The sequence below is a fragment of the Sulfuritalea sp. genome (assembly GCF_031426875.1).
Taxonomy (GTDB): domain Bacteria; phylum Pseudomonadota; class Gammaproteobacteria; order Burkholderiales; family Rhodocyclaceae; genus Sulfuritalea.
This window is the reverse complement of sequence record NZ_JASJPC010000026.1, coordinates 25153-45423: the sequence shown is the minus strand read 5'-3', so window position 1 is coordinate 45423 and position 20271 is coordinate 25153. Positions and strand designations below refer to the sequence as shown.

The window sequence follows — 20271 nt, the reverse complement described above, 5'->3', positions numbered from 1 at the left end:
TGGAAGAGGGTCTGCGTTTCGCCATCCGTGAAGGCGGTCGTACCGTCGGCGCCGGTGTCGTCGCCAAGGTCATCGAATAACTATTGTTGCAATACAGCGAAAAGGGCGATAAAATCTCGCCCTTTCGCGATTTGCGACCTCGCTCTTTAAGGATTTGTAATGCAAAGCCAGAAGATACGCATCCGCCTCAAGGCATTCGACTATCGCTTGATTGATCAGTCGGCGCTTGAAATCGTAGAAACGGCGAAGCGCACTGGCGCTGTCGTGCGCGGCCCGGTGCCGCTGCCGACGCGTATTGAACGCTTCGACGTATTGCGGTCGCCGCACGTCAACAAGACTTCGCGGGACCAATTCGAGATTCGCACCCATTTGCGCCTGATGGACATCATCGATCCGACCGACAAGACGGTCGACGCGCTGATGAAGCTGGATTTGCCCGCTGGCGTGGATGTCGAGATCAAGTTGCAATAATTTGTTCAGTAGCAGGGGCTCCGACTTTTTCGGAGTCTGTCGCGGTGACATTTGTCGCTGATTTTTGAAAGTGGGCCCGGCCAATCGTAGCTGGGGTTTAGGAGAATAAAATGAGTCTAGGCCTTGTTGGACGCAAGGTTGGCATGACGCGCGTCTTCGCTGAGGATGGTTCTTCCATTCCGGTGACGGTGCTCGATGTGTCGAATAATCGCGTCACACAAATCAAGACACCTGAGGTGGATGGTTATGCCGCCGTTCAGGTGACCTTTGGCAAGCGTCGCGCAAGTCGGGTCAGCAAACCCGCGGCGGGACATCTCGCCAAGGCCGGCGTCGAAGCCGGTGAAGTTCTGAGGGAATTCCGCGTTGCACCGGATCAGCTCGCCGGATTCAAGCCGGGTGACGTGATCGCGGCAAGCATTTTCAGCGTCGGACAGAAAGTTGACGTGAGCGGCACCTCAATCGGCAAAGGTTTTGCTGGTGCAATCACCCGCCACCATTTTTCGTCGAATCGCGCTTCGCACGGCAATTCCTTGTCGCACAATTCGGCGGGATCGATCGGCATGGCGCAGGATCCGGGCCGTGTGTTTCCCGGCAAGCGCATGGCGGGGCATCTCGGCGATGTCGCGCGTACGACGCAGAATCTCGAAGTGGTTCGCATCGACGAGGCGCGCCAACTCCTGCTGGTCAGGGGTGCGGTGCCTGGCGCCAAAGGGGGCGATGTGGTCGTCGCTCCGGCCGTCAAGGCATCCAACTGAGCGGGGATGACATGGAACTCAAACTAATTAACGCCCAGGGCCAAGCCGCGGCAACCATGACGGCGTCTGATGCGCTGTTTGGCCGCGAATTCAACGAAGCGCTGGTGCATCAGGTGGTGGTCGCCTATCAGGCAAACGCCCGCGCCGGCAATCGCAAGCAGAAGGACCGCGAAGAGGTGCATCACAGCACCAAGAAACCGTTTCGCCAGAAGGGTACCGGTCGAGCTCGTGCTGGTATGACTTCCTCGCCTATTTGGCGTGGCGGCGGTCGGATCTTTCCGAACACACCCGAAGAAAACTTCACCCAGAAGGTCAATCGCAAGATGTATCGCGCCGGTCTGGCAGCGATCCTGTCCCAACTGGCCCGAGAAGACAGGCTGGTGGTGATTGACGATTTCACCATGGAGGCGCCGAAGACCCGCCTGTTTGCACAAAAGCTCAAGGACATGGGACTGGGCTTGGACTCTGTGCTGCTGGTGACCGACAGCCTGGATGACAATCTGGTGCTGGCTTCGCGCAACTTGCCGAATGTGCTGGTGCTGGAAGCGCAGCAGGCTGATCCGGTATCCCTGGTGCGTTTTCCCAAGGTGATTTTCACCAAGGGCGCCGTGGCCAAGATCGAGGAGATGCTGGCATGAGCAAGAACTTCAATCCGGAACGTTTGCTGCAAGTGCTGGTGGCCCCGCAAATTTCCGAAAAGGCTACCTACATTGCCGACAAGAACGAGCAGGTCGTGTTCATCGTGACTCCCGACGCGACCAAGCCTGAAGTCAAGGCGGCCGTCGAAATGTTGTTCAAGGTCGAGGTCAAATCGGTTCAGATCGCCAACCTGAAGGGCAAGATCAAGCGCGCCGGCCGCAACATTGGCCGCCGCAGCGACATCCGAAAGGCATTTGTCTGCCTCAAGCCCGGTCAGGAAATCAATTTCGCGGAAGGGGGGGCTGCTTAAATGGCTCTCGTAAAAGTCAAGCCGACCTCGCCGGGTCGCCGTGGTGTCGTCAAGGTTGTCAACCCGAACCTGCATAAGGGGCGCCCGCACGACAAGCTGGTTGAGTCGAAGACCAGGACTGCTGGTCGCAATGCGCATGGCCATATCACCACGCGGCATATGGGTGGCGGCCACAAGAAGCTTTATCGGGTTATCGATTTTCGCCGTGACAAGGATGGAATTCCGGGCAAGGTGGAAAACCTTCAGTACGATCCGAATCGTTCCGCGAATATCGCTCTGGTGCTTTATGCCGACGGCGAACGCCGCTACATCATCGCCACCAAGGGGATGGTCGTTGGTCAGCCGGTGCTCAGCGGTCCCGAAGCTCCGATCAAGCCGGGCAATACCCTGCCGATTCGCAGCATTCCGGTTGGTACCACCATTCATTGCGTCGAGATGATGCCTGGCAAGGGCGCGCAGATTGCCCGTTCCGCCGGCACGTCGGCCCAACTTCTGGCCCGTGAAGGCACCTACGCCCAGGTTCGGCTGCGTTCCGGCGAAATCCGTCGCATCCACGTCGAGTGCCGTGCCACGATCGGCGAGGTTGGCAACGAAGAACACAGTCTGCGCAAGATCGGCAAGGCCGGTGCGATGCGTTGGCGTGGGGTTCGGCCGACCGTTCGCGGTGTGGCGATGAACCCGGTTGATCACCCGCATGGCGGTGGTGAAGGACGCACTGGCGAGGGACGCGTTCCCGTTAGCCCGTGGGGCCAGCCGACCAAGGGCTATCGCACTCGCAACAACAAGCGCACGGACGTCATGATTGTCCAACGCAGGCCGAAAGGTAAGAGGTAAGACATGGCACGTTCTATCAAGAAGGGCCCGTTCATCGACGCTCACCTGCTCAAGCGGGTGGATGCAGCGCGCGCCTCTAACGACAAGCGCCCGATCAAGACATGGTCACGCCGTTCGACTATTCTTCCCGACTTCGTGGGATTGACCATTGCCGTGCATAACGGCAAGCAGCACATCCCGGTCTATGTGTCGGAAAACATGGTTGGCCATAAGCTTGGCGAGTTCGCGCTGACGCGAACTTTCAAGGGCCACACGGGCGGCAAGAAAGCCGCTGCGAAGAAGTAAGGAGCGACGATGGAAACCAACGCAAACTTGCGCGGTGTCCGACTTTCTGCCCAAAAAGGCCGGCTTGTTGCCGACCTGGTGCGCGGCAAGCCGGTAGATCAGGCGCTCAGTATTCTGGCATTTTCGCCCAAGAAGGGTGCCGGCATCATCAAAAAGGTGCTCGAGTCGGCGATTGCCAACGCAGAGCACAATGATGGCGCAGACATCGATGCATTGAAGATTACGCGTATCTATGTGGAAAAGGGCACGGTGCTCAAGCGCTTTACGGCGCGAGCCAAGGGACGCGGCAACCGCATCCTCAAGCCGACTTGTCACATCTTCGTGACCGTTGGCGATTAAGGGGGACACATGGGACAAAAGATTCATCCGACCGGTTTTCGGCTTTCGGTCACACGCAACTGGACTTCCCGCTGGTACGCCAGCAGCAAGACCTTCCCGCAAATGCTCAAGGAAGATATTGAAGTCCGTGATTATTTGAAGAAAAAATTGGCGCATGCGTCTGTTGGTCGTGTGGTGATTGAGCGCCCGGCCAAGAACGCGCGGGTTACCGTCTACAGCGCCCGGCCTGGGGTTGTTATCGGCAAGAAGGGCGAGGACATCGAGCACCTGAAGGCTGAACTCCAGCGCAAAATGGGCGTGCCTGTGCATGTCAACATCGAAGAAATCCGCAAGCCGGAAATTGATGCTCAACTGATTGCCGACTCGATTGCCCAGCAACTTGAAAAGCGCATCATGTTCCGTCGCGCTATGAAGCGTGCGATGCAGAACGCCATGCGCCTAGGCGCTCAGGGTATCAAGATCATGAGTTCGGGTCGTCTGAACGGCGCCGAGATCGCCCGCAGGGAATGGTATCGCGAAGGCCGCGTGCCCTTGCATACCTTGCGTGCCGACATCGACTACGGTACTTCCGAGGCAAAGACCACCTACGGCATCATCGGGATCAAGGTCTGGGTGTTCAAGGGCGAGATTCTGTCACGCAGCGAAGCCTTGCTGGCAGCCCCCGAGCCCGCTGTTGATGACCAGCGCAAGCCCCGTCGCAGTCCCGGACGCCCGCGCGAGGGTGAGGCGGACGCCAGACCCGCAGCACGCCGTGCCCCCGCAAAAAAGGCCGAGGAAATTAAGCCCGAAACCAAGCCGGAAGCCGTTGCTGCAGCGCCCAAGGCACCTGTCAAGCGCGTGCGCAAGGCAGCCCCGGCCACGGCCGAGGGTGTTGATAGCGCAGCGAAAGAAGGCAAGGAGTAAAACATGCTGCAACCTGCCCGCAGAAAATATCGCAAGGAACAAAAGGGTCGCAATACCGGGCTCGCCACCAGGGGTGCCAAGGTGAGCTTTGGCGAGTTCGGCCTAAAGGCCATCGGTCGCGGTCGCCTAACTGCCCGTCAGATCGAAGCTGCTCGCCGTGCCATGACCCGTCATATCAAACGCGGTGGTCGAATCTGGATCCGCATTTTTCCGGACAAGCCGATTTCGAAGAAGCCGCTGGAAGTTCGTATGGGTAACGGTAAGGGCTCTCCGGAATATTGGGTCGCCGAGATTCAGCCGGGCAAAGTCCTTTACGAAATGGACGGTGTTGACGAGACGTTGGCGCGAGAGGCTTTCCGCCTTGCAGCCGCCAAGCTTCCGCTTGAAACTACCTTCGTTACCCGCCATTTGGGATAAGTCATGAAAACAAGCGAGCTGAGAGCAAAAAACGTCGAGGATCTGCAAAAGGAGCTTTTGGAGTTGCGCAAGGCGCAATTCGGACTTCGCATGCAGGTGGCTACACAACAGCTGACCAATACCAGCCAGGTCGGCAAGGTGCGCAAGGACATCGCGCGCATCAAAACCATTCAGCGTGAGAAGGCGGCAGCAAAATGACGGATGCGACGACTCAAACCGTGCGACGTACCCTCCAGGGGCGTGTTGTGTCGGACAAAATGCAGAAGACCGTGACGGTGTTGGTTGAGCGCAAGGTCAAGCATCCTGTTATCGGCAAAATCATGACGCGTTCAAAGAAATATCACGCACACGTTGAAGGTTTGGAGACTGTAGCCGGGGACTTGGTCCAGATTGAGGAATGTTCCCCAATCTCCAAGACCAAGGCATGGCGTGTCGCCAAGGTTGTCGAGAAGGCACGAGTGGTCTGATTGCGACTTTGCTGCGAAACATTCGGCAAAGCGAAAATATTAGTTGACAAGATGGTGGCGGGATGTAAAATCTCGCCTCTTTGCTCCGCCGGGGTATTCTCTGCCCGGCATTCCAGCCCCTAGCGGGCTCCAAGACTGATCGCGAGAGTTAACTCAAACGCGGATTAAGTTGGAGATGAAAAAATGATTCAAATGCAGTCTCTGCTGGATGTCGCCGATAACACGGGCGCGCGTTCGGTCATGTGCATCAAGGTGCTTGGTGGTTCCAAGCGCCGTTATGCCGGCATTGGTGATGTCATCAAGGTCAGCATCAAGGATGCCGCACCGCGTGGTCGTGTAAAAAAAGGTGAAGTCTATAGCGCAGTAGTGGTGCGTACCGCCAAGGGTGTGCGTCGTTCGGACGGCTCGCTCATCAAGTTTGACGGCAACGCAGCGGTATTGCTGAACAACAAGTTGGAACCGATCGGCACGCGCATCTTCGGCCCGGTGACGCGCGAGCTGCGTACCGAGCGATTTATGAAGATAGTCTCGCTGGCTCCCGAGGTTCTTTGAACCGGCAATCGAGGACTCGATCATGAATAAGATTCGTAAAGGTGACGACGTTGTCGTTATCACAGGCAAGGACAAGGGTAAGCGAGGCGTCGTATTGAATAGCCTCGATGCTGACCGCCTGCTGGTTGAAGGCATCAATCGCGTCAAGAAGCACACCAAGCCTAACCCGCTCAAGGGTAATCAGGGCGGCATTATCGAGAAAGAAATGCCGATCAATATTTCCAATGTGGCGCTGTTCAATCCTGCCACCCAGAAAGCGGATCGCGTTGGTTTCAAGCTGCTCGACGACGGTCGCAAAGTCCGGGTGTTCAAGTCGAACGGCGAAGTTGTTGACGCGTAAGGATCAGTCATGGCGCGCTTGCAGGAATACTACAAACAAACGGTCGTTCCCGAACTGCTCCAGAAGTTCGGTTACAAGTCGATTATGGAAGTTCCGCGCATTACCAAGATCACCCTGAATATGGGTGTGGGTGAGGCGGTCGGTGACAAGAAGGTGCTTGATCACGCTGTTGCCGATATGACAAAGATTGCCGGTCAAAAGCCGGTGGTTACCAAGGCGCGCAAGGCAATCGCCGGCTTCAAGATTCGTGAAGGTTATCCGATCGGCTGCATGCTCACGCTGCGCGGAAATCACATGTACGAGTTTCTTGACCGCCTGGTCACGATCGCAATGCCGCGCATCCGCGATTTCCGCGGAATTTCCGGCAAAGGTTTTGATGGGCGTGGCAACTACAACGTCGGGGTCAAGGAACAGATTATTTTCCCTGAAATTGAGTACGACAAGATCGATGCGTTGCGTGGCATGAATATCAGCATTACCACCACCGCGAAGAACGACGAAGAAGCGAAGGCGCTTCTCGCCGCATTTAAGTTCCCCTTCAAGAACTGAGGGACGTATGGCGAAACTAGCTCTAATTAACCGCGAAGAAAAGCGCGCCAAGACGGTGGCGAAGTATGCCGCCAAGCGCGCCGAACTTTTTGCCGTAATCAACAACGTCAAGCTGTCGGATGAGGAGCGCATGGATGCGCGACTGAAGCTCCAGCAGTTGCCCCGCAACGCGAGTCCGTCCCGTCAGCGCAATCGTTGCGCACTGACCGGGCGTCCGCGCGGTGTGTTCCGCAAGTTCGGTCTGTGTCGTAACAAACTGCGCGAGATTGCCATGCGCGGCGAAGTGCCCGGCATGACCAAGGCGAGCTGGTAAGGAGAGCGATATGAGCATGACCGATCCAGTTGCTGACATGTTGACCCGCATCCGCAACGCGCAGATGGCGGAGAAGGTGTCCGTTTCCATGCCGTCTTCCAAGCTAAAGGTGGCTATTGCCAAGGTGCTGAAGGATGAAGGCTATATTGATGATTTCGCGATTCGTGAGAATGGCGCCAAGCCCGAACTCGATGTTGCCCTCAAGTACTATGCCGGGCGTCCGGTGATAGAGCGGATTGAACGCGTTTCCAAGCCGGGCCTGCGTGTCTATAAGGGCAAGGATGATCTGCCTCGCGTCATGAACGGACTGGGTGTTGCCATCGTCTCCACGCCTAAGGGTGTGATGACCGACCGCCGTGCGCGGGCGGGCAATATGGGCGGCGAAGTTCTCTGCATCGTCGCCTAAGGAGCCGCTACCATGTCACGTATTGCAAAATATCCGGTTGATGTACCCAAGGGCGTCGAAGTGATGCTCTCCGATACCGAGGTCGCGATCAAAGGACCGCTGGGCACGCTGAAGCAGTTCATGTTGCCGGCTGTGAAAGTCGAGAGGAATGGCGAGCAACTGCTCTGTCGCGCCGTTGATGGGGCGCCCAACGCGGGTGCCATGTCGGGTACCATGCGCGCGCTGCTCAACAATATGGTTATCGGCGTAACCAAGGGTTTTGAAAAGAAGTTGAATTTGGTGGGCGTCGGCTATCGTGCCCAGGCACAGGGGGCCAAGCTGAATCTTACGCTCGGCTTTTCGCACCCGGTGGTGCATGACATGCCAAACGGCATCAAGGTTGAAACGCCGACCCAGACTGAGATCCTGATCAAGGGGATCGACAAGCAAGTGGTTGGTCAGGTAGCCGCTGAAGTCCGCGCCTACCGGTCTCCGGAGCCCTATAAGGGCAAGGGTGTCCGGTATTCGGACGAAGTGGTTGTCATCAAGGAAACCAAGAAGAAATAATCGAGGCGCTGAATCATGGAAAAGAAACAGGCTCGTCTGCGCAGGGCGCGCAAAACCCGCGCCAAAATTGCGGAGCTCAAGGTGGTGCGCCTCGCGGTGCATCGCAGTAACTTGCATATCTCTGCCCAGATTTTTTCGGACTGCGGCACCCGCGTACTCGCTGCTGCTTCGACCATGGAGCCGGAAGTGCGGAGCCAGGTCCCGAACGGCGGCAACGTCAATGCCGCCAAAACGGTTGGCAAACTCATCGCCGAGCGGGCCAAAGCGGCCGGCATCGAGCAGGTTGCGTTCGACCGCTCCGGTTTTCATTACCACGGCCGCGTCAAGGCGCTGGCTGAAGCCGCCCGAGAGGGCGGTCTCAAGTTCTAAGCGAGACGGACATGGCTAAACCGCAAGGCAGGAAACAGCAGCAGGTCCAGGAAGAGCGCGACGATGGCATGCGCGAAAAGATGGTGTCCATCAACCGCGTTACCAAGGTGGTGAAGGGCGGCCGAATTCTCGGTTTTGCCGCGCTGACCGTGGTAGGTGACGGCGATGGCGGCATCGGCATGGGCAAGGGCAAATCCCGCGAAGTTCCGGTCGCCGTCCAAAAGGCGATGGAAGAGGCTCGGCGCAAAATGTCCAAAATCAGCCTAAAGGACGGCACCCTGCATCACACAGTTAAGGGTAAGCATGGCGCTACCACGGTGCTGATGTCCCCCGCGTCTCCCGGTACCGGCGTCATTGCTGGCGGCCCGATGCGCGCCGTGTTCGAGGTGATGGGCGTGACCGACGTGGTCGCCAAGACCATCGGCTCGACCAATCCCTACAACGTGGTGCGCGCAACGCTGCACGGCTTGTTGGCGATGAGCACCCCGGCCGAGATCGCTGCGAAACGCGGCAAGGCCATAGCCGAAATTCTGGAGTGAACCATGGCTGACAAAACAATCAAGGTCACGCTGGTAAAGAGTGTGATCGGTACGAAGCAGGATCATCGTGCGACGGTTCGCGGCCTGGGCCTGAAAAAGCTGAATAGTTCGGCTCAACTCGAGGATACGCCCGCAGTGCGGGGCATGATCCGCAAAGTGGCCTATCTGCTGAAGTGCGAAGGCTGAGGGGATATCGATGAGCATGGAACTTAACAATCTGAAGCCGGGCGCCGGCTCCAAGCACGCCGCGAAGCGTGTCGGGCGCGGTATCGGCAGCGGACTCGGCAAAACCGCCGGCCGCGGACACAAAGGGCAGAAGTCGCGTGCCGGTGGTTTCCACAAGGTAGGCTTCGAGGGCGGTCAGATGCCGCTGCAAAGGCGTTTGCCGAAGCGTGGATTCGTTTCCCTGACGGCTAGCCGCAATGTTGAAGTGCGCCTGTCCGAGCTGGACAAGTTGCCGGTCGAAGAAGTGGATCTGCTGGTGCTGAAGCAGGCCGGCGTGATCGCAGGCGACGCCTTGTCAGCGAAAGTCATTCTGTCGGGCAAACTGAACCGCAAGATTGCGCTGAAGGGTGTCGGTGCGACCAAGGGTGCGCGTGCTGCGATCGAAGCGGCTGGCGGCTCTGTCGCCGATATAGCAGCAGCCTGATAGCGGACGAGGACGGACTCAGTGGCAACTCCCCAGGCAGCAGCTCTCGGCAAGACCGGAAAATTCGGCGACCTCTGGCGCCGACTCTGGTTCCTGCTGGGTGCGCTGGTGGTTTACCGAATTGGGGCCCATATTCCAGTGCCGGGCATCGATCCGGTAAAACTGGCCGAGTTGTTCCAGGGCCAGCAGGGCGGCATTCTTGGCGTTTTCAACCTATTTTCCGGGGGCGCGCTGTCCCGCTTTACGCTTTTCGCGCTGGGCATCATGCCCTATATCTCCTCATCGATCATCATGCAGTTGATGACGATCGCGGTGCCCTCGCTCGAGGCGCTGAAGAAGGAAGGCGAGGCAGGACGACGCAAGATCACCCAATACACCCGTTACGGAACCGTGGCCTTGGCGCTGTTCCAGGGCTTGGGCATGGCCGTCGCCCTTGAATCGCAGGCCGGACTGGTCCTCGATCCGGGCCTCATGTTCCGCTTCGTGACCGTCCTGACATTGCTGACCGGAACGATGTTCCTGATGTGGCTGGGCGAGCAGATCACCGAGCGCGGCTTGGGCAACGGCATCTCGATCATCATTTTTGCGGGCATCGTTGCCGGCTTGCCGAGCGCGTTGGGCGGGCTCTTCGAACTGGTCCGTACCGGGGCGATGCATGCAATTTCGGCGTTGTTCATTTGCGTCCTTGTGGTTCTGGTCACCGGCTTCGTGGTGTTCGTGGAAAAGGGCCAACGCAAGATTCTGGTGAACTATGCCAAGCGCCAGGTCGGCAACAAGGTGTACGGCGGACAGAGTTCGCATCTGCCTTTGAAGCTCAATATGTCAGGCGTGATTCCGCCGATCTTTGCGTCCTCGATCATTCTGTTCCCGGCCACGGCGGCAGGCTGGTTCGGGTCCGGCGAGGGCATGACCTGGCTCAAGGACATCGCGGCAACGCTGTCGCCGGGGCAGCCGATTTACGTGATGCTGTATGCGACGGCAATCGTATTTTTCTGCTTCTTCTACACCGCCCTGGTCTTCAATTCCAAGGAGACGGCGGACAACCTGAAGAAGAGCGGCGCATTCGTTCCCGGCATTCGTCCGGGCGACCAGACGGCCCGCTACATCGACAAGATTCTTACCCGTCTGACGCTGGCCGGCGCGATCTACATCACGGTGGTTTGCCTGTTGCCCGAATTCCTGATCCTGAAGTGGAACGTGCCGTTTTATTTTGGGGGTACCAGTCTCTTGATTATTGTTGTGGTGACGATGGACTTCATGTCTCAGGTGCAGGCCTATGTCATGTCGCACCAGTACGAAAGTCTTCTGAAGAAGGCCAATTTCAAGGGGGCGGGTTTCCCGGCTCGCTGAACCATGTCGAAAGAAGACGTCATTGAAATGCAGGGAGAGATTGTCGAAAACCTCCCGAATGCCACGTTCCGAATCAAGCTCGAGAACGGGCATGTGGTCCTGGGCCATATCTCCGGCAAGATGCGCATGCACTACATTCGTATTCTTCCCGGCGATAAGGTCACCGTGCAGCTCACGCCCTACGACCTTTCCAAGGGCCGTATCGTGTTTCGCGCCAAGTAGTTTGGCAATAATTTCCGGAGAAATCCAATGAAAGTTCTGGCTTCGGTCAAACGTATCTGTCGCAATTGCAAAGTCATTCGCCGCAAGGGTGTGGTCAGGATCATCTGTACCGACCCGCGGCACAAGCAGCGTCAGGGTTGATAGAGCGATTCTGATCAGATATAATCTACGGTTTCGCGTTTTTCAGCTAGCCCACCAATAACCGCATCAGCGGCGACGAACAGGTAAGCACATGGCTCGTATAGCAGGCGTCAACATCCCGAATCACCAGCACGCGGAGATTGCTCTCACCGCGATCTATGGCATTGGCCGCACCCGCGCACGGAAAATCTGTGACGCGGTTGGCGTCAAGCGTTCGGCAAAGATCAAGGAACTCACCGACAGCGAAATGGATCGCCTGCGTGAAGAGGTAGGCAGATTCACCGTCGAAGGCGATTTGCGCCGCGAAACGACGATGAATATCAAGCGCCTCATGGATCTTGGCTGCTATCGTGGCGTGCGTCATCGGCGCGGCCTGCCCGTGCGCGGACAGCGCACCCGTACCAACGCACGGACCCGCAAGGGACCGCGCAAGGCAATTTCGATGGGCAAGAAGTAAACCAGGAACCATTACATGGCTAAGACCGCAACCAAAGTTCGCAAGAAGGTCAAGAAGAACGTCGCCGAAGGCATTGCGCACGTTCACGCTTCCTTCAATAACACCATCATCACCATCACCGATCGCCAGGGCAACGCGCTGTCGTGGGCCACGTCCGGCGGTGCCGGCTTTAAGGGTTCGCGCAAGTCCACTCCGTTTGCCGCGCAGATCGCTGCCGAAGCTGCCGGCAAGGCAGCGCAGGAGTGTGGCGTCAAAAACCTGGAAGTTCGCATCAAGGGCCCCGGCCCGGGACGCGAATCTGCGGTTCGGGCGCTTAATGCGCTTGGCATGAAGATCACCAGCATCACCGACATTACCCCGATTCCCCACAATGGATGCCGGCCGCCCAAGCGCCGCCGCATCTAAGGCAATAAGGATACGACACCAATGGCCCGCAACCTAGATGCCAAGTGCCGCCAGTGCCGCCGCGAGGGCGAAAAGCTGTTCCTCAAAGGCGAGAAGTGCTTCACTGACAAATGTTCCGTCGAGCGCCGTGCCTACGCGCCCGGCCAGCACGGCCAAAAGTCCGGGCAGCGCTTGTCCGGTTACGGTACGCAACTGCGCGAAAAGCAAAAAATTCGTCGCATTTATGGCGTTCTCGAACGACAGTTCCGCAAGGTGTTCGGCGAGGCTGAAGCCAAGAAGGGACAGACTGGCGAGAACCTGCTGAAGCTGCTCGAAGCTCGCCTCGACACCGTTGCCTATCGCATGGGTTTTGGCGTGTCACGCGCCGAAGCGCGGCAGGTCGTGCGCCACAACGGCGTGCTGATCAACGGCAAGCCCGTAAACATCCCGTCCTACAACGTGCGTCCTGGAGACGTCATCCAGTTGCTCGACAGCACCCGCGGCCATTTGCGCACCAAAGCCGCGCTGGAAGCTGCCGAGTCACGTGGTTTCCCGGCATGGATCGAGGTGGATGTCAAGGCTGGCAAGGGTGTGTTCAAATCCTATCCGGCACGCGAAGATCTGCCGCCCTCGATCAACGAGGGTCTGGTCGTCGAACTGTATTCGCGTTAATAAGTAGTTATGCGCCTGGCGTCCTTCGGACGCCAGGCGTCGTCCATTTGAAGGAATGCACATGCACACACTTCTGAAACCCCGCAGTATCGATGTCCAGCAGCTTTCGCCGGTGCATGCCCGCGTGGTCATGGAGCCGTTTGAACGCGGCTATGGCCACACGCTGGGCAACGCCCTGCGCCGCATCCTGCTGTCCTCTATGGAAGGCGTGGCCCCGACCGAAGTATCGATCGAAGGCGTGCTCCACGAGTATTCGACGCTGGACGGCGTGCGCGAGGACGTGGTTGACGTTCTGTTGAACCTGAAGGGCGTGGTGCTGAAGATGCACAATCGCCGCGAAGCCACCCTCACGCTTTCCCGCGATGGCGAGGGCGTGGTAACGGCGCGCGACATCGAAACCACCCATGACGTCGAAATCGTCAACCCGGATCATGTCATCGCCCACATCGCTCCCGGCGGCAAGCTCAACATGCAGATCCGCGTCGAATCCGGCCGCGGCTACGTGCCGGCCAATCAGCGCGAAATCGCCCGCGAGAACCGCGCCATCGGCCAGATCATGCTCGACGCCTCGTTCAGCCCGGTGCGTCGCGTCAGCTATTCGGTCGAGTCGGCCCGTGTCGAACAGCGCACCGACCTCGACAAGTTGATTCTCGATATCGAAACCAACGGCGCGATCGACAATGCCGAGGAAGCGGTGCGTACCGCAGCCCGAATCCTGATGGAACAGCTGTCGGTGTTCGCCGATCTCGAAGGCACGCCGATGTCCGCAGAAGCGCCGAAGCAGACCTCGGTCGATCCGGTTCTGGTGCGCCCGGTGGATGATCTGGAACTGACGGTCCGTTCCGCCAACTGCCTCAAGGCCGAGAACATCTATTACATCGGCGACCTGATTCAGCGTACCGAAACCGAGTTGCTCAAGACCCCGAACCTGGGTCGCAAGTCGCTCAACGAAATCAAGGAAGTCCTGGCTTCGCGCGGCCTGACCCTGGGCATGAAGCTCGAAAGCTGGCCGCCGGCCGGGCTGGAAAAGCTCGCCTAAGCTAGCGTTCAGTGGACTTACCTTTGGTTAGTCGTAACTAAAAGCTCGCCTGATGGTTTCAAGACCGGGCTTCGGCCCGGTTGCTGCATCTGATTCATTGTTGTATTTGCTGCACTGATTCACAAACTCTCGATAACCATTAACCGGCCACTTGCATTGCGCGGTGGCCGCAAAAAACGAGGACATCAAAATGCGTCACGGTAACGGACTTCGCAAACTCAATCGCACCTCGGCGCACCGCCAGGCAATGCTGCGCAATATGGCAGTTTCCCTGTTGCGCCACGAGGCCATCAAGACCACCCTGCCCAAGGCCAAGGAATTGCGCCGCGTGGTCGAGCCCCTGATCACGCTGGGCAAGAAACCGAGCCTGGCCAATCGGCGCCTGGCGTTCGATCGCACGCGCGATCGCGAAATCGTCGGCAAGCTGTTCGACGAGCTCGGCCCTCGCTACGCTGCCCGCAACGGCGGCTATCTGCGCATCCTCAAGATGGGCTTCCGCGTCGGCGATAATGCACCGATGGCCTACGTCGAGCTGCTCGACCGTCCGGCGGGCGACACTGCCGAGGCTCCTGTAGCCGAATAAGCCAGAGCGATGCAAAAAAAGCCGGGTGATGCCCGGCTTTTTTATTGCCTCCGCGAATCCAGAAACCCCGCGATGCGGGCGAGGCCTTGCTCGATCAGGCCCCGATCGACTGTATAGGCAAAGCGCATGTGGTGTTGTGGCGCGTTGCGACCGAAGTCCAGGCCCGGCGTCGCGGCCACGCCCGCTTCGGTAAGCAGTTGCCCGGCAAGGTCGTCGCTGTCGGCGGCCAGGGCGCTGCAGTCGGCATATACATAGAATGCGCCATGCGGTTCGGCGGCGATTTTGAACCCGAGCTGGCGCAGACCGGGCAGAAGGACGTCCCGCCGCAAGGCGAACTCGTGGCGCCGGGCTTCGAGGATGGCCATCGTGTCAGGGTCGAAAGCGGCCAGCGCCGCATGCTGGGCCACGGTCGATGGCGCGATGTAGAGGTTTTGCGCCAGCTTTTCGATCTCGCGCACATGGCGTTGCGGTGCAACCAGCCAGCCCAGGCGCCAACCGGTCATGCCGAAGTACTTGGAAAAGCTGTTGATGACAAACACCTCGTCGCTGATCGCCAGCGCCGATTCTGCATCTGCTCCATAAGTCAGACCATGATAGATTTCATCGACCAGCAGCGTGCCACCGCGGACCGCGACGGTATTGGCCAGGGATGCCAGGGTCGCTGCATCGAGCAGGGTTCCGGTCGGATTGGCTGGCGAGGCCACCAGCAAACCGCGTGTCTGCCCGGTCCATGAGGTCGCAACCTGCTCCACCGTCGGCTGGTAGTTCGCTGCCGCCTCGACGGCGAGCGATACCGGCCTGCCTTCGAGCAGGCGCAGGAAGTTGCGGTTGCAGGGATAGCCGGGGTCCGGCAGCAGCCATTGGTCGCCGGGATTCACCAGCACGCCGAGCGCCAGCAGCAGTGCCCCGGAGGCGCCCGCCGTCACCACAATCCGCGCCGGCGAAATGTCCAGGCCGTAGCGCGCGTGATAGAAGCCGCTGATCGCTTCGCGCAACGGGGTCAGGCCGAGGGCCGCCGTGTAGTGCACGTGACCGCCGGCGAGGAAGCGCTGGGCGGCTTCGAGGATCGGATCGGCCGTGGCAAAGTCGGGTTCGCCCACCTCCAGGTGAATGATCGAACGACCCGCGGCTTCCAGCGCCGCAGCGCGCGCCATCAGCTCCATGACATGAAACGGCGCGATCTGCGCCATGCGTGCCGCGATGTTCACTCGGATCTCCAAAAAAACGGCCGCCTTGCGCGAAGCAGGGCGGCCGATTCGTGGTTCGGCGTACCGCCAGCGCCTACTCTTAATCCACCAACGCCAATTCGAACAGCTCGCGCTTGAGGGTCAGCGAGCGCGGCAAGCGGCTCTTCAGCTTGTCGAACCATTCGGCGTGCAGCTTGAGTTCTTCGCGCCAGGCGGCGGTGTCCACGGCGGTGAGTTGCTCGAACTGCGCCTTGCTGACTTCCTCGCTGCCGCTCCAGTCCAGGTCCTCGAAGCGCGGCATCCAGCCGAGTGCGGTTTGCCGGGCGTCGGCCCGGCCGGAGCAGCGGCCGACCACCCACTTGAGGACGCGCATGTTCTCGCCGAAGCCCGGCCACATGAAGTTGCCCTCGGCATCCTGACGGAACCAATTGACGGTAAAGATGCGCGGCGCGTGCTCGATCTGGTGCCCGACGCGCAGCCAGTGGTTGAAGTAGTCACCCATGTGGTAACCGCAGAACGGCAGCATGGCAAACGGGTCGCGGCGCACGATGCCCTGGGCGCCGGCAGCGGCGGCTGTGGTTTCCGAACCAAGCGTGGCCGCCATATAGACGCCGTAGTTCCAGTTGAAGGCTTCGAACACCAGCGGCACCGTGGTCGAGCGGCGGCCGCCGAAGATGAAGGCCGAGATCGGCACGCCGGCGGGATTCTCCCAGTCCGGGTCGATCGAAGGACACTGGCTGGCCGGCGCGGTGAAGCGTGAATTGGGGTGGGCGGCCTTGCGCCCGGTCTCCTTGCCGATCTGCGGCGTCCAGTCCTGGCCCTGCCAGTCGATGCAGTGCGCGGGCGGCTCCTTGCTCATGCCTTCCCACCAGACATCGCCGTCGTCGGTTAGGGCGACGTTGGTGAAAATGATGTTTTCCTTCAGCGTCGCCATGGCGTTGAAATTGGTTTTTTCGCTGGTACCGGGGGCGACGCCGAAAAAGCCGGCCTCCGGATTGATGGCGTAAAGACGGCCGTCCTGCCCCGGCTTGATCCAGGCGATGTCGTCACCGACGGTGGTGACTTTCCAGCCGCCGAGGCTCTCGGGCGGAATCAGCATGGCGAAGTTGGTCTTGCCGCAGGCCGACGGAAAGGCCGCCGCGACATAGGACTTTTCACCTTCCGGGGATTCGACGCCGAGAATCAGCATGTGCTCGGCCAGCCAGCCTTCGTCGCGCGCCATGGTCGAGGCGATGCGCAACGCAAAGCATTTCTTGCCCAGCAGCGCATTGCCGCCGTAGCCGGAGCCGAAGGACCAGATCTCGCGGGTCTCCGGAAAATGGCTGATGTACTTGGTTTTGTTGCATGGCCATTTGACGTCGGCCTGGCCGGGCTCCAGCGGATGACCCACGCTGTGCAGGCAGGGCACGAAAACGCCATCGCTGCCGAGCTGATCGAGTACCGCACGGCCCATGCGCGTCATGATGCGCATATTGACCACTACATAAGGGCTGTCGGAAAGCTCGATGCCGATGTGGGCGATCGGCGAGCCGATCGGGCCCATCGAGAAGGGGACCACGTACATTGTGCGCCCGCGCATGCAGCCCTTGAACAGGCCGCGCAGGGTTTCCTTCATCTGGTCCGGATGTTCCCAGTTGTTGTTGGGGCCCGCATCTTCCGGGTCCGAGGTGCAGACGTAGGTGCGGTCTTCGACGCGGGCGACGTCGGATGGGTCGGACTGGACGAGAAAGGAGTTCTTGCGTTTGGCCGGGTTGAGTCGAATGACGCTGCCGGTCGCGATCATCTGTTCGAAGAGTCGATCGGATTCTTCCCGCGAGCCGTCGCACCAGACGATGTAATCGGGTTCGGTCAGTGCGGCAACTTCGGCAACCCAGGCGACCAGACGGGCGTGTTTGACGTAGGCCGGGGCTTGGAACAGTTTGGGCTGGTTCATGACGCGAGAATCTCCACTATGGAATTGAAGTCGCGCCGGCCTGCCGGGCGATCGGCGGGTAGGGATCGACAAGGCTTCCGGCTGTCCGCAACGGAGGGCGGGGTGGCCCGATCGCGGAGCTGACATAAACGCAAATTATCCCACAATCGAATGCCGCACGCGGCAGGTCGACAGCTGCTGTCCTCCTCGTGCGGACAGCAATGACCGGGAATGGAGACCTGCTTGCCGGCCACTTTGGGGAAATGCGCCGGGAAACTTCCGGTTTGTCACAAAGTTGATGCTGGCGGCACGGCGCTACAATTGAGGCCGACGCTAACAGGAGATGGTTTTCATGGACGAACGTATCCGCGCAGCGGCGCTGGAATATCACCGCAACCCCAAACCCGGCAAGATCGCTGTTACCCCGACCAAGGCGCTGACCGGTCAGGCCGATTTGTCGCTGGCCTACTCCCCTGGCGTCGCCGCCGCCTGCGACGAGATCGTGCGCGACCCCTCCACGGCGGCCTTGTACACCTCGCGCGCCAATCTGGTGGCGGTCATCACCAATGGCACGGCGGTTCTAGGCCTGGGCAATATCGGGCCGCTGGCGGGCAAGCCCGTGATGGAAGGCAAAGGGGTGCTGTTCAAGAAGTTTGCCGGTGTCGATGTATTCGACATCGAAGTTGCCGAGAACGATCCGGACAAACTGGTGGACATCATCGCCTCGCTGGAGCCGACCTTCGGCGGCATCAACCTCGAAGACATCAAGGCACCCGAGTGCTTCTATGTCGAAGCCAAGCTACGCGAACGGATGAAGATCCCGGTGTTCCACGACGACCAGCACGGTACAGCGATCATTGCCAGCGCCGCGGTGCTGAACGGCATGCGGGTGGTCGGCAAGGATCTCGCCCAGGTCAAGCTGGTCTGCTCGGGCGCCGGGGCGGCGGCGATTGCCTGCCTCGACCTGCTGGTGAGCCTCGGCCTCGAGCCGAAGAACGTGTTCGCGGTCGATAGCAAGGGCGTGATCCACACCGGACGCGAAGGGCTTGACCCATCCAAGGCGCGTTATGCCCAGGCGACCGAAGCGCGTTCGTTGGGCGATGCGATAATCGGCGCCGACATTTTCCTCGGCCTGTCGGCGGCGGGTGTGCTGAAACCGGAGATGGTCAAGACCATGGCGCGCGATCCGCTGATCCTGGCGATGGCCAATCCCGACCCGGAAATCCGTCCGGAAGAAGCCAAGGCCGTGCGCCCCGACGCCATCATCGGCACCGGCCGTTCGGACTATCCGAACCAGGTGAATAACGTCCTGTGTTTTCCCTACATGTTCCGCGGCGCGCTCGACGTCGGCGCAACGACCATCAACGAGGCGATGAAAGTCGCCGCCGTGAGGGCGATTGCCGAACTTGCGCATGCCGAGCAGTCGGAGGTGGTGACGGCCGCCTACGGCACGGAGGAGCTTTCCTTCGGCCCCGAATACCTGATTCCGAAGCCGTTCGATCCCCGCCTGATCATCAAGGTGGCGCCGGCGGTGGCGCAGGCGGCAATGGATTCCGGCGTCGCCACGCGGCCGATTGCCGACATGGACGTGTATGCCCAGCAACTGAACGACTTTGTCTATTCCACCGGGCTGCTGATGCGCCCGGTGTTCATCGCCGCCAAGAAGAAGCCGGCCCGCGTGGTTTTCTGCGAAGGCGAGGACGAACGCGTGTTGCGTGCCGTGCAGACGGTATGCGACGAAGGCCTGGCCCTGCCGATCCTGATCGGACGTCCCGAAGTGGTGGACAAGAGCATCGCCCGTCACGGCCTGCGCATTCGCGCCGGCGAGCATTTCGAACTGGTCAGCCCGGATTCCGATCCGCGCTACAAGGAACTCTGGCAGGACTACCACGGCCTGATGTCGCGCCGCGGCGTCAGCGCCGAGTACGCCAAGCGCGAGATGAGGCGGCGCACCACGCTGATCGGTGCCATGCTGGTGCGGCACAACTATGCCGATGCGATGTTGTGCGGCACTTTCGGCAAGCATTCGCTGCACTTGCGCTACGTCGAGACGGTGATCGGGTTGAAGCCCGGGATCGAGCATTTCTATGCGATGAACATGCTGGTGCTGCCGCGCCGCACGCTGTTCATCGGTGATACCTATGTCAATTACGATCCGACCGCCGAGCAGCTCGCCGAGATGACCCTGCTGGCGGCGGACGAGGTGGCCCGCTTCGGCCTGGCGCCCAAGGTCGCACTGCTCTCGCATTCGAGTTTCGGCACCGAGGACACGCCGACCGCGATCAAGATGCGCCGCGCCCTGGAGATCCTGCGCAACATCGCGCCGCAACTGGAAGTCGATGGCGAGATGCATGGCGACGCGGCACTGTCGGAGAGTATCCGGCAGCAGGTATTTCCCGATTCGACGCTGAAGGGCCAGGCCAACCTGCTGATCATGCCGACGCTCGATGCCGCCAACATTTCGTTCAACCTGATCAAGACCTCGGCCGGCGACGGGCTGACCGTGGGGCCGCTGCTGCTCGGTGCGGCGCGTCCGGTGCACATCCTGACGCCGACCGCAACGGTGCGACGCATAGTCAACGTCACTGCCTTGTTGTCGGTGGAGGCGCAGCAGCAGGCCAGGAGTGGCGCTTGATCGGCC

32 protein-coding genes and 1 pseudogene are annotated in these 20271 nt (G+C 59.8%); 31 read left to right on the top strand and 2 right to left on the bottom strand.

The genetic code is table 11. The features are described from left to right. The 30 genes and pseudogenes from RMO95_RS12460 to rplQ all read left to right on the top strand — a co-directional run. A pseudogene (locus tag RMO95_RS12460) lies at nucleotides 1-80 on the top strand (elongation factor Tu); the annotation flags it as partial. Nucleotides 81-159: 79 nt separating this feature from the next. Then, complete coding sequence (rpsJ, locus tag RMO95_RS12455; protein WP_294988002.1) at nucleotides 160-471, top strand: 30S ribosomal protein S10; 312 nt, start codon at nucleotides 160-162, stop codon at nucleotides 469-471. 110 nt (nucleotides 472-581) lie between these two features. Continuing rightward, on the top strand, nucleotides 582-1226 hold the full coding sequence (gene rplC, locus RMO95_RS12450) for a 50S ribosomal protein L3 (protein WP_310450955.1): 645 nt from the start codon (nucleotides 582-584) through the stop codon (nucleotides 1224-1226). Nucleotides 1227-1237: 11 nt separating this feature from the next. Further along, the gene (rplD, locus tag RMO95_RS12445) at nucleotides 1238-1864 is read left to right on the top strand and encodes a 50S ribosomal protein L4 (protein ID WP_310450954.1); all 627 of its coding nucleotides are present in this window, start codon (nucleotides 1238-1240) and stop codon (nucleotides 1862-1864) included. Continuing rightward, the gene (gene rplW, locus RMO95_RS12440) at nucleotides 1861-2175 is read left to right on the top strand and encodes a 50S ribosomal protein L23 (protein ID WP_310450953.1); all 315 of its coding nucleotides are present in this window, start codon (nucleotides 1861-1863) and stop codon (nucleotides 2173-2175) included. The genes rplD and rplW overlap by 4 nt, the downstream gene beginning before the upstream one ends. After that, nucleotides 2176-3009 (top strand): 50S ribosomal protein L2, encoded by an 834-nt coding sequence (rplB, locus tag RMO95_RS12435; protein ID WP_310450952.1) that lies wholly within the window; start codon nucleotides 2176-2178, stop codon nucleotides 3007-3009. A gap of 3 nt (nucleotides 3010-3012) precedes the next feature. Continuing rightward, entirely contained in the window at nucleotides 3013-3294 is a 282-nt protein-coding gene (gene rpsS / locus RMO95_RS12430) for a 30S ribosomal protein S19 (protein ID WP_041097057.1), read from the top strand. A gap of 9 nt (nucleotides 3295-3303) precedes the next feature. Then, nucleotides 3304-3633, top strand: a complete 330-nt coding sequence (gene rplV / locus RMO95_RS12425; RefSeq protein ID WP_294988014.1) for a 50S ribosomal protein L22 — start codon at nucleotides 3304-3306, stop codon at nucleotides 3631-3633. A 9-nt stretch (nucleotides 3634-3642) separates the two neighbouring features. Beyond that, nucleotides 3643-4536, top strand: a complete 894-nt coding sequence (gene rpsC, locus RMO95_RS12420) for a 30S ribosomal protein S3 (protein ID WP_310450951.1) — start codon at nucleotides 3643-3645, stop codon at nucleotides 4534-4536. Nucleotides 4537-4539: 3 nt separating this feature from the next. Beyond that, the gene (gene rplP, locus RMO95_RS12415) at nucleotides 4540-4953 is read left to right on the top strand and encodes a 50S ribosomal protein L16 (protein ID WP_310450950.1); all 414 of its coding nucleotides are present in this window, start codon (nucleotides 4540-4542) and stop codon (nucleotides 4951-4953) included. A gap of 3 nt (nucleotides 4954-4956) precedes the next feature. Continuing rightward, a complete protein-coding gene (gene rpmC, locus RMO95_RS12410) occupies nucleotides 4957-5151 on the top strand; it encodes a 50S ribosomal protein L29 (protein ID WP_310450949.1) in 195 nt (64 codons plus the stop codon). After that, nucleotides 5148-5420 (top strand): 30S ribosomal protein S17, encoded by a 273-nt coding sequence (gene rpsQ / locus RMO95_RS12405; protein ID WP_310450948.1) that lies wholly within the window; start codon nucleotides 5148-5150, stop codon nucleotides 5418-5420. Before rpmC ends, rpsQ begins: the two co-directional genes overlap by 4 nt. A gap of 183 nt (nucleotides 5421-5603) precedes the next feature. Continuing rightward, nucleotides 5604-5972 (top strand): 50S ribosomal protein L14, encoded by a 369-nt coding sequence (rplN, locus tag RMO95_RS12400; protein ID WP_041097068.1) that lies wholly within the window; start codon nucleotides 5604-5606, stop codon nucleotides 5970-5972. 22 nt (nucleotides 5973-5994) lie between these two features. Then, complete coding sequence (rplX, locus tag RMO95_RS12395) at nucleotides 5995-6312, top strand: 50S ribosomal protein L24 (protein WP_310450947.1); 318 nt, start codon at nucleotides 5995-5997, stop codon at nucleotides 6310-6312. A 9-nt stretch (nucleotides 6313-6321) separates the two neighbouring features. Beyond that, a complete protein-coding gene (gene rplE / locus RMO95_RS12390; RefSeq protein ID WP_310450946.1) occupies nucleotides 6322-6861 on the top strand; it encodes a 50S ribosomal protein L5 in 540 nt (179 codons plus the stop codon). Between the two features lie 7 nt (nucleotides 6862-6868). Then, nucleotides 6869-7174, top strand: a complete 306-nt coding sequence (rpsN, locus tag RMO95_RS12385; RefSeq protein ID WP_310450945.1) for a 30S ribosomal protein S14 — start codon at nucleotides 6869-6871, stop codon at nucleotides 7172-7174. A 10-nt stretch (nucleotides 7175-7184) separates the two neighbouring features. Next, nucleotides 7185-7580: a 30S ribosomal protein S8 gene (gene rpsH / locus RMO95_RS12380; protein WP_310450944.1), complete on the top strand. Its 396-nt coding sequence runs from the start codon at nucleotides 7185-7187 to the stop codon at nucleotides 7578-7580. A 12-nt stretch (nucleotides 7581-7592) separates the two neighbouring features. Next, nucleotides 7593-8126: a 50S ribosomal protein L6 gene (rplF, locus tag RMO95_RS12375; RefSeq protein WP_310450943.1), complete on the top strand. Its 534-nt coding sequence runs from the start codon at nucleotides 7593-7595 to the stop codon at nucleotides 8124-8126. 15 nt (nucleotides 8127-8141) lie between these two features. Next, nucleotides 8142-8495 carry a 50S ribosomal protein L18 gene (rplR, locus tag RMO95_RS12370; RefSeq protein ID WP_310450942.1) on the top strand — a complete coding sequence of 118 codons (354 nt, stop codon included), beginning with the start codon at nucleotides 8142-8144 and terminating at the stop codon, nucleotides 8493-8495. 11 nt (nucleotides 8496-8506) lie between these two features. Next, nucleotides 8507-9034 carry a 30S ribosomal protein S5 gene (gene rpsE / locus RMO95_RS12365; RefSeq protein ID WP_310450941.1) on the top strand — a complete coding sequence of 176 codons (528 nt, stop codon included), beginning with the start codon at nucleotides 8507-8509 and terminating at the stop codon, nucleotides 9032-9034. A 3-nt stretch (nucleotides 9035-9037) separates the two neighbouring features. Next, the gene (rpmD, locus tag RMO95_RS12360) at nucleotides 9038-9220 is read left to right on the top strand and encodes a 50S ribosomal protein L30 (RefSeq protein WP_310450940.1); all 183 of its coding nucleotides are present in this window, start codon (nucleotides 9038-9040) and stop codon (nucleotides 9218-9220) included. A gap of 16 nt (nucleotides 9221-9236) precedes the next feature. Further along, the gene (gene rplO, locus RMO95_RS12355) at nucleotides 9237-9683 is read left to right on the top strand and encodes a 50S ribosomal protein L15 (protein WP_310450957.1); all 447 of its coding nucleotides are present in this window, start codon (nucleotides 9237-9239) and stop codon (nucleotides 9681-9683) included. Nucleotides 9684-9704: 21 nt separating this feature from the next. Beyond that, on the top strand, nucleotides 9705-11033 hold the full coding sequence (secY, locus tag RMO95_RS12350) for a preprotein translocase subunit SecY (protein WP_310450939.1): 1329 nt from the start codon (nucleotides 9705-9707) through the stop codon (nucleotides 11031-11033). A gap of 3 nt (nucleotides 11034-11036) precedes the next feature. Continuing rightward, nucleotides 11037-11255, top strand: coding sequence for a translation initiation factor IF-1 (infA, locus tag RMO95_RS12345; RefSeq protein ID WP_310450938.1), 219 nt, complete (start codon nucleotides 11037-11039; stop codon nucleotides 11253-11255). Between the two features lie 27 nt (nucleotides 11256-11282). Further along, nucleotides 11283-11396, top strand: a complete 114-nt coding sequence (rpmJ, locus tag RMO95_RS12340; RefSeq protein WP_310450937.1) for a 50S ribosomal protein L36 — start codon at nucleotides 11283-11285, stop codon at nucleotides 11394-11396. Between the two features lie 91 nt (nucleotides 11397-11487). Next, complete coding sequence (gene rpsM / locus RMO95_RS12335) at nucleotides 11488-11853, top strand: 30S ribosomal protein S13 (protein ID WP_310450936.1); 366 nt, start codon at nucleotides 11488-11490, stop codon at nucleotides 11851-11853. 15 nt (nucleotides 11854-11868) lie between these two features. Further along, nucleotides 11869-12258: a 30S ribosomal protein S11 gene (gene rpsK / locus RMO95_RS12330; protein ID WP_041097093.1), complete on the top strand. Its 390-nt coding sequence runs from the start codon at nucleotides 11869-11871 to the stop codon at nucleotides 12256-12258. 21 nt (nucleotides 12259-12279) lie between these two features. Continuing rightward, on the top strand, nucleotides 12280-12909 hold the full coding sequence (rpsD, locus tag RMO95_RS12325) for a 30S ribosomal protein S4 (RefSeq protein WP_310450935.1): 630 nt from the start codon (nucleotides 12280-12282) through the stop codon (nucleotides 12907-12909). 55 nt (nucleotides 12910-12964) lie between these two features. Further along, nucleotides 12965-13948 carry a DNA-directed RNA polymerase subunit alpha gene (locus RMO95_RS12320; RefSeq protein WP_310450934.1) on the top strand — a complete coding sequence of 328 codons (984 nt, stop codon included), beginning with the start codon at nucleotides 12965-12967 and terminating at the stop codon, nucleotides 13946-13948. A 190-nt stretch (nucleotides 13949-14138) separates the two neighbouring features. Further along, complete coding sequence (rplQ, locus tag RMO95_RS12315; RefSeq protein WP_310450933.1) at nucleotides 14139-14531, top strand: 50S ribosomal protein L17; 393 nt, start codon at nucleotides 14139-14141, stop codon at nucleotides 14529-14531. Between the two features lie 41 nt (nucleotides 14532-14572). Here rplQ and RMO95_RS12310 read toward each other — a convergent pair whose 3' ends face one another. Next, nucleotides 14573-15739: a pyridoxal phosphate-dependent aminotransferase gene (locus RMO95_RS12310; RefSeq protein ID WP_310450932.1), complete on the bottom strand. Its 1167-nt coding sequence runs from the start codon at nucleotides 15737-15739 to the stop codon at nucleotides 14573-14575. A gap of 79 nt (nucleotides 15740-15818) precedes the next feature. Further along, nucleotides 15819-17651: a phosphoenolpyruvate carboxykinase (GTP) gene (locus RMO95_RS12305; RefSeq protein WP_310450931.1), complete on the bottom strand. Its 1833-nt coding sequence runs from the start codon at nucleotides 17649-17651 to the stop codon at nucleotides 15819-15821. Between the two features lie 331 nt (nucleotides 17652-17982). On the opposite strand from RMO95_RS12305, the gene RMO95_RS12300 reads away from it, so the two are divergent. After that, nucleotides 17983-20265 (top strand): NADP-dependent malic enzyme, encoded by a 2283-nt coding sequence (locus tag RMO95_RS12300; RefSeq protein ID WP_310450930.1) that lies wholly within the window; start codon nucleotides 17983-17985, stop codon nucleotides 20263-20265. The last annotated feature ends 6 nt before the right edge of the window (nucleotides 20266-20271 follow it).

Bases quoted from the DNA above. Each gene is read 5' to 3' on its own strand.
- rpsJ (WP_294988002.1), top strand. From the start codon at position 160: ATGCAAAGCCAGAAGATACGCATCCGCCTCAAGGCATTCGACTATCGC.
- rplC (WP_310450955.1), top strand. From the start codon at position 582: ATGAGTCTAGGCCTTGTTGGACGCAAGGTTGGCATGACGCGCGTCTTC.
- rplD (WP_310450954.1), top strand. From the start codon at position 1,238: ATGGAACTCAAACTAATTAACGCCCAGGGCCAAGCCGCGGCAACCATG.
- rplW (WP_310450953.1), top strand. From the start codon at position 1,861: ATGAGCAAGAACTTCAATCCGGAACGTTTGCTGCAAGTGCTGGTGGCC.
- rplB (WP_310450952.1), top strand. From the start codon at position 2,176: ATGGCTCTCGTAAAAGTCAAGCCGACCTCGCCGGGTCGCCGTGGTGTC.
- rpsS (WP_041097057.1), top strand. From the start codon at position 3,013: ATGGCACGTTCTATCAAGAAGGGCCCGTTCATCGACGCTCACCTGCTC.
- rplV (WP_294988014.1), top strand. From the start codon at position 3,304: ATGGAAACCAACGCAAACTTGCGCGGTGTCCGACTTTCTGCCCAAAAA.
- rpsC (WP_310450951.1), top strand. From the start codon at position 3,643: ATGGGACAAAAGATTCATCCGACCGGTTTTCGGCTTTCGGTCACACGC.
- rplP (WP_310450950.1), top strand. From the start codon at position 4,540: ATGCTGCAACCTGCCCGCAGAAAATATCGCAAGGAACAAAAGGGTCGC.
- rpmC (WP_310450949.1), top strand. From the start codon at position 4,957: ATGAAAACAAGCGAGCTGAGAGCAAAAAACGTCGAGGATCTGCAAAAG.
- rpsQ (WP_310450948.1), top strand. From the start codon at position 5,148: ATGACGGATGCGACGACTCAAACCGTGCGACGTACCCTCCAGGGGCGT.
- rplN (WP_041097068.1), top strand. From the start codon at position 5,604: ATGATTCAAATGCAGTCTCTGCTGGATGTCGCCGATAACACGGGCGCG.
- rplX (WP_310450947.1), top strand. From the start codon at position 5,995: ATGAATAAGATTCGTAAAGGTGACGACGTTGTCGTTATCACAGGCAAG.
- rplE (WP_310450946.1), top strand. From the start codon at position 6,322: ATGGCGCGCTTGCAGGAATACTACAAACAAACGGTCGTTCCCGAACTG.
- rpsN (WP_310450945.1), top strand. From the start codon at position 6,869: ATGGCGAAACTAGCTCTAATTAACCGCGAAGAAAAGCGCGCCAAGACG.
- rpsH (WP_310450944.1), top strand. From the start codon at position 7,185: ATGAGCATGACCGATCCAGTTGCTGACATGTTGACCCGCATCCGCAAC.
- rplF (WP_310450943.1), top strand. From the start codon at position 7,593: ATGTCACGTATTGCAAAATATCCGGTTGATGTACCCAAGGGCGTCGAA.
- rplR (WP_310450942.1), top strand. From the start codon at position 8,142: ATGGAAAAGAAACAGGCTCGTCTGCGCAGGGCGCGCAAAACCCGCGCC.
- rpsE (WP_310450941.1), top strand. From the start codon at position 8,507: ATGGCTAAACCGCAAGGCAGGAAACAGCAGCAGGTCCAGGAAGAGCGC.
- rpmD (WP_310450940.1), top strand. From the start codon at position 9,038: ATGGCTGACAAAACAATCAAGGTCACGCTGGTAAAGAGTGTGATCGGT.
- rplO (WP_310450957.1), top strand. From the start codon at position 9,237: ATGGAACTTAACAATCTGAAGCCGGGCGCCGGCTCCAAGCACGCCGCG.
- infA (WP_310450938.1), top strand. From the start codon at position 11,037: ATGTCGAAAGAAGACGTCATTGAAATGCAGGGAGAGATTGTCGAAAAC.
- rpmJ (WP_310450937.1), top strand. From the start codon at position 11,283: ATGAAAGTTCTGGCTTCGGTCAAACGTATCTGTCGCAATTGCAAAGTC.
- rpsM (WP_310450936.1), top strand. From the start codon at position 11,488: ATGGCTCGTATAGCAGGCGTCAACATCCCGAATCACCAGCACGCGGAG.
- rpsK (WP_041097093.1), top strand. From the start codon at position 11,869: ATGGCTAAGACCGCAACCAAAGTTCGCAAGAAGGTCAAGAAGAACGTC.
- rpsD (WP_310450935.1), top strand. From the start codon at position 12,280: ATGGCCCGCAACCTAGATGCCAAGTGCCGCCAGTGCCGCCGCGAGGGC.
- RMO95_RS12320 (WP_310450934.1), top strand. From the start codon at position 12,965: ATGCACATGCACACACTTCTGAAACCCCGCAGTATCGATGTCCAGCAG.
- rplQ (WP_310450933.1), top strand. From the start codon at position 14,139: ATGCGTCACGGTAACGGACTTCGCAAACTCAATCGCACCTCGGCGCAC.
- RMO95_RS12305 (WP_310450931.1), bottom strand. From the start codon at position 17,651: ATGAACCAGCCCAAACTGTTCCAAGCCCCGGCCTACGTCAAACACGCC.
- RMO95_RS12300 (WP_310450930.1), top strand. From the start codon at position 17,983: ATGGACGAACGTATCCGCGCAGCGGCGCTGGAATATCACCGCAACCCC.